This is a genomic window from Aeromonas sp. HMWF014 (assembly GCF_963878295.1).
Taxonomy (GTDB): Bacteria; Pseudomonadota; Gammaproteobacteria; order Enterobacterales; family Aeromonadaceae; genus Aeromonas; species Aeromonas popoffii.
Genome location: NZ_CAWNYS010000402.1, coordinates 1 through 9042, shown reverse-complemented (window position 1 = coordinate 9042; position 9042 = coordinate 1). Strand labels below are relative to the sequence as shown.

Annotated in this window: 8 protein-coding genes; 3 read left to right on the top strand and 5 right to left on the bottom strand. The window is 60.4% G+C overall.

Annotated elements, in window-relative coordinates:
• Positions 1–290: TetR/AcrR family transcriptional regulator (locus AAC083_RS23230; protein WP_258224724.1), on the bottom strand; the 290-nt coding region annotated here is incomplete at its 3' end.
• A gap of 187 nt (positions 291–477) precedes the next feature.
• On the opposite strand from AAC083_RS23230, the gene AAC083_RS16305 reads away from it, so the two are divergent.
• Positions 478–1515 (top strand): alkene reductase, encoded by a 1038-nt coding sequence (locus AAC083_RS16305; RefSeq protein ID WP_108537157.1) that lies wholly within the window; start codon positions 478–480, stop codon positions 1513–1515.
• 140 nt (positions 1516–1655) lie between these two features.
• Positions 1656–2567, top strand: a complete 912-nt coding sequence (locus AAC083_RS16300) for a bifunctional helix-turn-helix transcriptional regulator/GNAT family N-acetyltransferase (RefSeq protein WP_108537156.1) — start codon at positions 1656–1658, stop codon at positions 2565–2567.
• 47 nt (positions 2568–2614) lie between these two features.
• On the opposite strand, the gene AAC083_RS16295 is transcribed toward AAC083_RS16300, so the two are convergent.
• From AAC083_RS16295 to AAC083_RS16285, 3 genes are all read right to left on the bottom strand, one after another.
• On the bottom strand, positions 2615–3058 hold the full coding sequence (locus AAC083_RS16295) for a GNAT family N-acetyltransferase (RefSeq protein ID WP_108537155.1): 444 nt from the start codon (positions 3056–3058) through the stop codon (positions 2615–2617).
• Between the two features lie 178 nt (positions 3059–3236).
• On the bottom strand, positions 3237–4826 hold the full coding sequence (prfC, locus tag AAC083_RS16290; RefSeq protein WP_108537154.1) for a peptide chain release factor 3: 1590 nt from the start codon (positions 4824–4826) through the stop codon (positions 3237–3239).
• Between the two features lie 297 nt (positions 4827–5123).
• Positions 5124–7004, bottom strand: coding sequence for a GGDEF domain-containing protein (locus AAC083_RS16285; protein WP_181364784.1), 1881 nt, complete (start codon positions 7002–7004; stop codon positions 5124–5126).
• A gap of 225 nt (positions 7005–7229) precedes the next feature.
• On the opposite strand from AAC083_RS16285, the gene AAC083_RS16280 reads away from it, so the two are divergent.
• Positions 7230–8234 (top strand): sensor domain-containing diguanylate cyclase, encoded by a 1005-nt coding sequence (locus tag AAC083_RS16280; RefSeq protein ID WP_108537153.1) that lies wholly within the window; start codon positions 7230–7232, stop codon positions 8232–8234.
• A gap of 148 nt (positions 8235–8382) precedes the next feature.
• Here AAC083_RS16280 and AAC083_RS16275 read toward each other — a convergent pair.
• Positions 8383–9042 (bottom strand): VWA domain-containing protein (locus AAC083_RS16275; RefSeq protein WP_146181700.1); only part of this gene is annotated, 660 nt, incomplete at its 5' end.

Genomic DNA, 9042 nt, shown 5'->3' with positions numbered 1-9042 from the left:
GTGCCACACAGAGCATCGTTCACTATCTGGCTGAGGTAGGCCTGTATCCCCGCCAGCGGGCTCTGGCCAGCAAAGAAGCCACGACGCAGCGCGCTTTTTTCCTGCACATAGTGATCGACCGCCGCCAGCAGCAGGCCGCGTTTGTTGCCAAACGCCGCGTAGAGGCTGCCCGGATGCAATCCGGTCGCCGCCACCAGCTCCTGCATGGTGGTCTTGGCGTAACCCTTGGCCCGAAATGCCTCCATGGCATTTCGCAAGACGTCGTCCCGGTTGAACTCGGCGCTGCGCATGGTTTCTCCGTTGAACAAGCGATCACCGGCGAAAGGCCGATGAGAGGGAAACAAAAAGGGCGGCAAGTTTACCCCAGCGGGCAGGCAAGACCAACCCATCTTGAATGCTTGTTCAAAAAAGACTTGCACACAAAACAAAAAACGTCTTGAATGCTCGTTCAAGAATCACTCCCTCAGGACGACGCTCATGAATACCCTGTTTCAAGCCTATCGCCTCAACGACACCCTCACGCTCGCGAATCGCTTCATGATGGCCCCCCTCACCCGTTGCATGGCAGGCCCGGGCCTGGTGCCCACCGAGCAGATGGCCGCCTATTACGCCCGGCGTGCCGATATCGGCCTCATCATCTCCGAAGCGACCATCATTCGTCCCGATGGCCAGGGCTATCCCAACACCCCGGGGATCTACAGCCCGGAGCAGATCGCAGGCTGGAAAAACGTCACCCGCGCCGTGCACGCCAAGGGCGGCAAGATCTTCGCCCAGCTGTGGCACGTGGGTCGCCTCTCCCACCCCTTCTTCCACCATGGTGAGGTGCTGGCACCATCCGCCGTCGCCCATAAGGGCACAGTACCGCGCATGCGCGAGCTGGAGTATCAGGTGCCCCGTTCCCTGACAGTGGCCGAGATAGGCCAGCTGGCCGAGGATTATGCCCAGGCCGCAGCCAACGCCATCGAGGCGGGCTTCGACGGGGTGGAGATCCACGGCGCCAACGGCTACCTCATCGACCAGTTCCTGCATCACACTACCAACCTGCGCACCGACAATTACGGTGGCAGCCCGGAGAAGATGAGCCGTTTCGCACTGGAGGTCGTGGATGCGGTCAACGCCCGCATCGGATCCGAGCGGGTGGGCCTGCGCCTCTCCCCCGGTGCCTATGTGCACCTTGAGGGTGACCAGCGGGATCGCGCCGTGTTCGATTATCTGCTGGCCGAGCTGAACCAGCGCGCCCTGGCCTATGTGCACCTGGGCATCTTCGATGACAGCCTCACCTTCGACTATCTGGATGGTCACGCCTCCGACTACCTGCGCGCCCACTACGACGGTCATCTGGTGGGCGTCGGCAACTACAACGCCGACACTGCCCTGGATGCCATCAAGGCCAACCGCTTCGATCTCGTCGCCATCGGCCGCCCGCTGATCGCCAACCCGGACTACCTCGCCAAAGTGCAGAAGGGCGAGGCATTGACCCCCTATGCCGACGCCATGCTGGCAGAGCTGGTGTAAGCAGGCCAACCCTGCATTCTGGTTATCCAACGCACTGCTTGGGGCCTTTTGGGCCCCTTTTTTATGTGCAAAAAAAGGTTGCGTATTACAACCAATTGGTTATTTTAGTTGTCGATGACAACCAAACAGGAAACCCTGATATGGATCCCCGTCCCCTGCGCGCCCTGTCGCGCGATCTGGTGCGCGAACTCGGCATGCTCTCTCAACAGTGCGGCGAGCTGGCGTTGACCCCGCTCGAAGCCCATCTGCTGATCGAGCTGGAGAGCGGCCCCGCCACCAACCAGCAGCTGGCAGAGCGGCTGCGTATCGACAAATCCAACGCCAGCCGTCCGCTGGCGCGACTCGCCGAGCGCGAGCTCATCAGCTGGCACCCGCACCCCTCCGACGGACGCAGCAAGGAGGCGCGCCTCACTATCGCCGGCCAGGCCCAGCTGCGGGACCTGCACCAGGAGATGGACAACGCCATGGAAGAGACCCTGGCCCAGCTCACCCTGAGCGAACGCGAGCAGCTGTGGGCCGGCCTGCACCTCTACCGCAGCGCCCTCTCCCGCACCCGCCGTCAGCAGGGCTACCGCATCCGTCCCATCACCGCCGCCGACAACCCCCATATCGCCAACGTGGTGCGCGCCGTCTCCGCCGAATACGGCCTCACCGCCGACAAGGGCTATGGCGTGGCCGACCCTGACCTCGATCGGCTGCACGAGACCTACCAAGGGGAGAAGAGCCGCTACTGGGTGATCGAAGGGCCCGATGGCACCATTCTGGGCGGTGGCGGTATCGCGCCGCTGGCGGGGGAAGAGGATCAGGTCTGCGAACTGCAGAAGATGTACTTCATGCCTTCCCTGCGCGGACTGGGGCTGGGACGGCGACTGGTGTTGCAGGCACTGGACGAGGCACGCACCCTAGGTTACCAGCGCTGCTATCTGGAAACCACCGAGGTATTGCGCGAGGCGACCACGCTCTACGAATCCCTCGGCTTCGCGCACCTGCCGGGGCCGCTCGGCCGCACCGGCCACGGGGATTGCGAGATATGTATGGCCAAGGCGCTGTAGCGGCGGCCGCCTCCTTCTTAGACCTTCTCCCGTCAGGGGAGAAGCATCTAAACCCGTTGGGCATAGTGGTCAAAGGCAGTGATCTTTTGATACCCCTCTGATTCATAGAGTAATTTAGCGGGATGATTAGATATGCCCGTGGCCAGCTTTACGGTCAGCGCATCTGTCTCTTTGGCAAAACTTGCTACCCGTTTTAGCAGGGCCCTCGCCACTCCCTGCTGACGGGCCGACTCGACAACATAGAGATCGTTGAGATACCACATCCGCTTCATTGCAACGGAAGAGAATGCGGGATAAAGCTGGGTAAAACCGATGCTTTTCCCCATCTCATTGCGAGCAAGAAAGATGACCGAATCGGCGGCGGTGAGGCGCTCGGCAATGAAGCCGGTCGCGGCACTATGATCCGGTACCTGCCCATAAAACTGGCGGTAGGCATCAAACAACTGACTGGTTTCTTCAAGATGGGCCGGGGTGGCTTGGAGAATGTGCATGCTATGTCCTTATTGCTGATCTTTCCGAAATCCTCATGACGAAGCGAAATCCTATGTTGGTTTCGTATGGAAAAACAATGGGATATTGTGATCAGGAAGGGAATGATGACCATGTAAAAAGAGACCCCGCCGAAGCGGGGTCTCTTTTATCGTCAACCGACAGGCCAGCAAGCCGTTATCAGTGCTCGCGAGTCTGACGGAAGTGAACGTCCGGGTGACGCTCCTGAGACAGACGCAGGTTGACCATGGTCGGGGCTATGTAGGTGAGGTTGTCACCGCCATCCAGCGCCAGGTTCAGCTCGTTCTTGCGCTTGAACTCCTCGAACTTCTTGACGTCGGTCCCTTCCACCCAGCGGGCGGTGGAGACGTTGACGGCTTCGTAAATAGCTTCGACGTTGTACTCGCTCTTCAGACGCGACACCACCACGTCAAACTGCAGCACACCGACCGCGCCAACGATCAGATCGTTGCTGATGAGCGGACGGAACACCTGCACCGCCCCCTCTTCGGAAAGCTGAACCAGTCCCTTGAGCAGCTGCTTCTGCTTGAGCGGATCGCGCAGGCGAATGCGGCGGAACAGCTCGGGAGCGAAGTTCGGGATACCGGTGAATTTCAGATCCTCACCCTGGGTGAAGGTGTCACCGATCTGGATGGTGCCGTGGTTGTGCAGACCTATGATGTCACCGGCACAGGCTTCAACAGCCTGCTCGCGATCACCGGCCATAAAGGTCACGGCATCGGAGATGTTCACATCCTTGCCGATACGCACATGGCGCATCTTCATGCCCTTGGAGTAGGTGCCTGACACGATGCGCATGAAGGCGATACGGTCGCGGTGTTTCGGATCCATGTTTGCCTGGATCTTGAACACGAAGCCGGAGAATTTCTCCTCGGTCGCCTCAACCAGACGGCTCTCGGCCTTGCGCGGCATAGGCGCAGGGGCCCAGTCGGTCAGGCCATCCAGCATGTGGTCGACGCCGAAGTTACCGAGCGCGGTACCGAAGAACACCGGAGTCATCTCGCCGGCGATAAAAGCCTCGTGATCGAACTCGGGAGAGGCACCCTGCACCAGCTCCAGTTCGCCACGCAGTTGGGCGGCAAGGTCTTCGCCGATGGCGGCGTCCAGCTCGGGGTTATGCAGCCCCTTGACTACCCGCTTCTCCTGAATGGTGTGGCCCTGACCAGTCTGATACAGATAGGTCTCGTCCTTGTAGAGGTGATAGACACCCTTGAAGGATTTACCACAGCTGATAGGCCAGGTAATGGGGGCGCACATGATCTTCAGCTCGCGCTCCACCTCGTCCATCACTTCCATCGGGTCGCGCACTTCGCGGTCCATCTTGTTCATGAAAGTGAGGATAGGGGTGTCACGCAGCCGGGTCACTTCCATCAGCTTGCGGGTCCGGTCTTCAACACCCTTGGCGGCGTCAATGACCATCAGGCAGCAATCCACGGCGGTGAGGGTACGGTAGGTATCTTCGGAGAAGTCCTCGTGACCCGGGGTATCAAGCAGGTTGACCAGGCAGTTGGAGTAGGGGAACTGCATCACCGAGGTGGTGATAGAGATACCACGCTGCTTCTCCATCTCCATCCAGTCGGATTTGGCGTGCTGGCCTGAGCCACGGCCCTTGACGGTACCGGCGCGCTGAATGGCCTGTCCGAACAGCAGGACTTTTTCGGTGATGGTGGTTTTACCCGCATCCGGGTGCGAGATGATCGCAAAAGTGCGTCTCTTGGAGACTTCACTCAGAAATTCAGCTGACATAATTCAACGTTCTTCTATTGAGCGATGGCATTTGCCACCGTGGGAATACATCCGGGATGCCGCATTCGACTCACGGCACATTTGCATGTATGCAGCATCGAGCCCGCCGGCATACACAGGACTGCAAGCAACTAACGCCACGCGGGCTGACATCGAGGTCAACCGGGTGGAACAGGGGAGGCTGGTTGCATTACATGGGTCTTCTCGCCTGAGTCAAAGCAAAATTGCGCGACATTATACCCGCGCGAGTGAAAAATACCCAGCCCGGCTTAGGGCCGTTCGCAAAGGGTGCCGGGCGACCTACTCGGCCCGCATCACCCGGTTGCGGCCAGCCTGTTTGGCCCTGTACATGGCCTCGTCGGCTCGCTGGATCAGCCCCCCCAGGCTGTCGTCGAGGGGGTGGTATTGGGCACAGCCTATGCTGACGTGCACCGGATGCGCCTGTGGCATCCCCTCGATGCGCAGCTGGGAGACCCGATGGCGGATCCGCTCCGCGACCTCGACCGCTTCCGCCATGCAGATGTCGGGCAACAGAACCAGAAACTCCTCGCCGCCATTGCGCCCCACCCTGTCCAGGGGGCGCAGCTGGGCGGCGATGCACCTGGCAACGGCTGCCAGCACCTGATCCCCCATATGGTGGCCCAGCCTGTCGTTCACCTGCTTGAAGTGGTCTATGTCCAGGAGCAGCACGCTGAGCGGCTTGCCATTGTCTCTGGCCTGCCTGAACCACTCTTCACCCTTGGCCTGGATCTGACGGCGGTTGTGGATGCCGGTGAGGTCATCGGTCATGGCGAGCTGGCGCAGCTTGCGAGAGCGCTTGAAAAGATACAGCACCAGCATGCCCATAATCACCAGTAGCAGTATCACCACTGCATATTGCCATTGCCGCCGCTCCTGCAGCTGCTTTAACTGCTCGGCCTGAAGCAGCTGCCGGGTCTTGAGGGTCTGATTCTCCAGATCCTTGCGCGCCAGATCGAACTCCAGGCGGATCTGGGCCGAACGCTGTTCGTTAAGCAAATCATCCAGCTCGCTCTTTACCCGCACATACTGTTGGAGCGCCGCCAATGCACCACTCACCTGGCCCTGCTGCTCAAGAATTCTGGCCCTGGCCTGATAGATCCAGGCAAGAAAGCGCTGGTTCTGCTCCTGACTGAAGATGGATTCAGCCCGCGCCAGATAATGCAGTGCCTGGTCGCCCTCCTTTTTGGCCTCCAGTGTCAATCCCATCACCAGTTGCCAGAGCCCCAACGTAGCTTCATCCGTATCTTCTTCATATCGATAGAGGACGGGCTTGGCCTGCTCCAACTTGATCAGCGCCTCGTCAATCCGGTTTAGATTCAGCAGGCTCCAAGCCAACTCGACCCTGATCCAGGCCAGATCCATTTCCCGTTGCTCCTGACGGTAATAACGTTCAGCCGCTTCGAGCAGAGGCAGGGCCTGTGCATAACGGTCCTCATCGGTATAAAGAATGGCCAGTAGGGTGCCCACATCGATGAGGCTGTTCTGATCGTGTCGCTGCTGATAAGCCTGCATCACCTCTTCAAAATACTCGTGGGCACGCACGTATATCCCCATGCGCCGATAGGTGTTGGCAATCTGTGCCAGCACCTTCAATCTCAACCCCTCCTGCCCCAGCGAGACATACCCATCATAGGCGGCAAGCAGGTCTATCAACCCCTGCGACAGCACCCCCTGATAGGCAAACATGTCACCCCGATAGCTGAGCGCATCGCTTTTCAGACGGGGGTCATCAAGTGCCTCGGCCAGTCGCAGGGCAGCATCATAATCTGCCTTGGCTTGTGTCATATTGCCCAGCATCTGCTGATTGAAGCCCCGACAGATAAAGAGCCCGGCCTCCGTCTGTCTGTCATCCTGTCTACGAGCCAATGCCAGTTGCTGACTGGCGAAGGCGATGGTCATCTCATATTCGCTGGTGCGCTCGGCATCACGCGCCCAGCACTGCAAACGGGTGATACGACCCTGCAACGGTTGTGAGTAGCTGTCCCGATGGGCGGCCAACGCGGCTACCCGCAGCCGGAACACGCGCGGGGGAAGCGCATCATTTTCCAACTGGCTCAACTCCCCGACCAGTGCAGGCTCAGGCAAAGGGCCCCGGGCCGCCCACACAGGTGTCATCCACCCTGCGAGCAAGAGCAGCGGTATCAGACAAAGTGAAGCCATTGTATGAATCATGAGAAGAAACAAGCTCATTGCGGCGCAAACGTGGACTCATCATATCGCTCCTTGGGGGGCTCGCCAGCAAAACCTGTTGATACAGCCCGACCCGGGTCAGAAACCTGCCCCATGCAAGACGAGAGACGGACAGCAATATCATTTTGTCGCTCTTTACAGGCCCACAGCCAGCATCGACTATAAGCGGCATTTATCACCGGGAAGAGTGCCCTCATGACACACGAAGAGCTACAGGCTGCCTATGACAAGCTGCTGCAGGAGAATGGGCGACTGAAGCGGGTGGCCGAGGATGCGCGGGAGAAGCTGGATGCCGCCATGGATGGCACAGGCCTGTGCATCTGGCAGAATCACGTCCCCACCGGCAAGCTCATCATCTTCAACCGGCGCTGGGGCGCCATGCTCGGCTACCAGCCCAAGGAGCTGTCGGCCCACTTCGATGTGTGGCGTGAACACCTGCATCCGGAGGACAGGGAGCAGGTATTGCAGGCCTTCTTCGATCACCTGAGCGGCAAAAGCCCGTTTTATCAGGCGATGCACCGCATGATCGCCAAAGATGGCAAGGTCACCTGGGTGCTGGATCGGGGCCGGGTGGTGGAGTGGGATAAAGAGGGCAAGCCGCTGCGCGTGATGGGCACCCACATCGACATCACCCACGAGAAGGAGTACGAGCAGCAGTTGGCCCAGCTGGCCCACCGGGATCCCCTCACGGGCCTGCTCAACCGCACCGCGCTGCAACGCCAGTTCCCGCAGGCGTTCGAGGCCATCTGCTTCATCGATCTCGACGACTTCAAGCAGGTCAACGACAACCTGGGCCACAGGGCAGGAGACGAGCTGCTGATCGCCCTTACCCGGCGACTCAAGACCTGCTGCGAGGAGGAGGTCAGGATCGGCCGACTCGGGGGTGACGAATTCGTGTTGCTGCTGCCCTGGCACAGCGAGGATCCCCGCACCCACCACCTGGCCCGTCGCTGCATCGATGCCATCTCGACCCCGTTCGAGCTGCCCAACGGCGACGCCGCCGTGGGGCTGAGCATGGGGATAGCGGCAATCCGGCCACAGGATGACTTCAGCACGGCACTGGCTCGGGCCGATCAGGCCATGTACAGGGTCAAGCGCAGCGGCAAGCGGGGCTTTTATGTCTCCCAGCCGAGCGGTCAGCCGCTGCTGGATCAGGCGCAGGTGAACGAGCGGGGGCTCGTCCATCAGCCCGGCGTCTGAACATGGTCAAATGGGCAGCGGCCCCATCACCTTAACCGCGCGAATAGCGACGTGGCTGCTGGGGGAAACCGTCACGCCGCCGGTGTGGCTGGCGCTTGGCCTTTTGTGTGTCGGGGGAGTGCTGGCCAGTCTGCCAGCACGGCGCGTGTCAGCTACGCTGCCAGCGGCGCAACAGGCGACCGCGCAGACCGCAGTCGAGTAGCCAGCTTTTATCGAACACCCGCAGCAACGCCGGCTTGGCGTGGCGTGACATGGCAACGGCATTGAACCGGGTGCCGCGGCCACGCTGACGGTCCATCAGCTCCACCAGCGAGGCAGGCAGGCGCTGAGCAATAAAGTCGGAGATCACCAGTACATCCGCCAGCTCGAAACCGGGTGCCTGTAACTGGTGCAGGGATGCGCTCAGGCAGGGCAGCAGATCCGTGCCGCCATTGAAGGTCATGGCCAGAAAACGCTGCGCCTCATCGAGGCCATCGGCATCGGTCAACTCGAAGGTCGCCACATCGGTGGAGAAGAGCATCACAAAGCAGCGCCGCTGCTCGGTCAGGGCAAGCTGCAACAGCGCCAGTGCCAGCGCCTTGGCGCACTGCTCAGGGTAACCGCCCATGGAGCCGGACGTATCGATACAGACAATCACTGGCCCCATGGGCTGCAACTCCTGATCACCCCGGGCCGTGGTACGGGGCAGCAACTGATGCCTCGGCAAGGTGCCCCTGGTCTGATAACTGAGCAGGCGGCGCTCCAGATAGCGGCGGTAGAACTCCAGCTCCAGTTCGGGAACCCCCAGCATCACGGCTTCACTCGGCAG

Excerpts from the sequence above, each read along its gene's own strand:
- AAC083_RS16305 (WP_108537157.1), top strand. The coding sequence starts at position 478 with ATGAATACCCTGTTTCAAGCCTATCGCCTCAACGACACCCTCACGCTC.
- AAC083_RS16300 (WP_108537156.1), top strand. The coding sequence starts at position 1,656 with ATGGATCCCCGTCCCCTGCGCGCCCTGTCGCGCGATCTGGTGCGCGAA.
- AAC083_RS16295 (WP_108537155.1), bottom strand. The coding sequence starts at position 3,058 with ATGCACATTCTCCAAGCCACCCCGGCCCATCTTGAAGAAACCAGTCAG.
- AAC083_RS16285 (WP_181364784.1), bottom strand. The coding sequence starts at position 7,004 with ATGGCTTCACTTTGTCTGATACCGCTGCTCTTGCTCGCAGGGTGGATG.
- AAC083_RS16280 (WP_108537153.1), top strand. The coding sequence starts at position 7,230 with ATGACACACGAAGAGCTACAGGCTGCCTATGACAAGCTGCTGCAGGAG.